Source organism: Paraburkholderia nodosa (genome assembly GCF_001718195.1).
GTDB lineage: Bacteria > Pseudomonadota > Gammaproteobacteria > Burkholderiales > Burkholderiaceae > Paraburkholderia > Paraburkholderia nodosa_A.
Genome location: NZ_MCNV01000082.1, coordinates 1 through 623 on the forward strand (window position 1 = coordinate 1; position 623 = coordinate 623).

Annotated in this window: 1 protein-coding gene; it reads left to right on the forward strand. The window is 61.0% G+C overall.

Features of this window, described 5'->3' with window-relative positions:
* Positions 1–136: 136 nt before the first annotated feature.
* Positions 137–623 (forward strand): IS110 family transposase (locus tag BFD71_RS38730; RefSeq protein ID WP_141710979.1); only part of this gene is annotated, 487 nt, incomplete at its 3' end.

A 623-nucleotide genomic window follows, 5' to 3' on the forward strand; every position in this document is an offset into this window, starting at 1 on the left:
ATAGACAGTATGACTTTCGCTGCGCACGAGGCTGACCGCCGCGCGGAGGTGAAACGCGGGTTAGCACGAATGCCAGAGCCGCAAGAGTATGGTCTAAGCCAATACTCAACAGCCTGTTTCCGGCACGGAGGTCAGCGTGAATAACGATAGCACGGTGTTTGTCGGCCTGGATGTTCACAAGGATTCGATCGTGGTCGCGTATTCTGTCGGGTTTGGCGAAGTAGAGGCCCTCGGCAAGATTGCGCCTCGAGCCAATGATATCGATCGCTTGTGCAAGCGCATGCAGTCAAAAGCATCGAACGTCGTGTTCGTCTATGAGGCCGGCCCCTGCGGCTACGGCCTTCATCGCCAGTTGACGGCAAAGGGCTACCCCTGCATGGTCTGCGCGCCGTCACTGATTCCCCGCAAGCCCGGCGAGCGGGTCAAGACCGACCGCCGCGATGCAGCGAAACTGGTACGCGCGCTTCGAGCTGGAGATCTGTCGCCCGTGCACGTGCCCACCGTCGAGGACGAAGCGTTTCGTGACCTGGTCCGCACCTGGGGCGCCGCCAAACAGGATCTGAAGCAGGCCAGGCAACGCCTCAAAGCCTTCCTGCTCGCCCACGACGTGCGCTATACCGGCC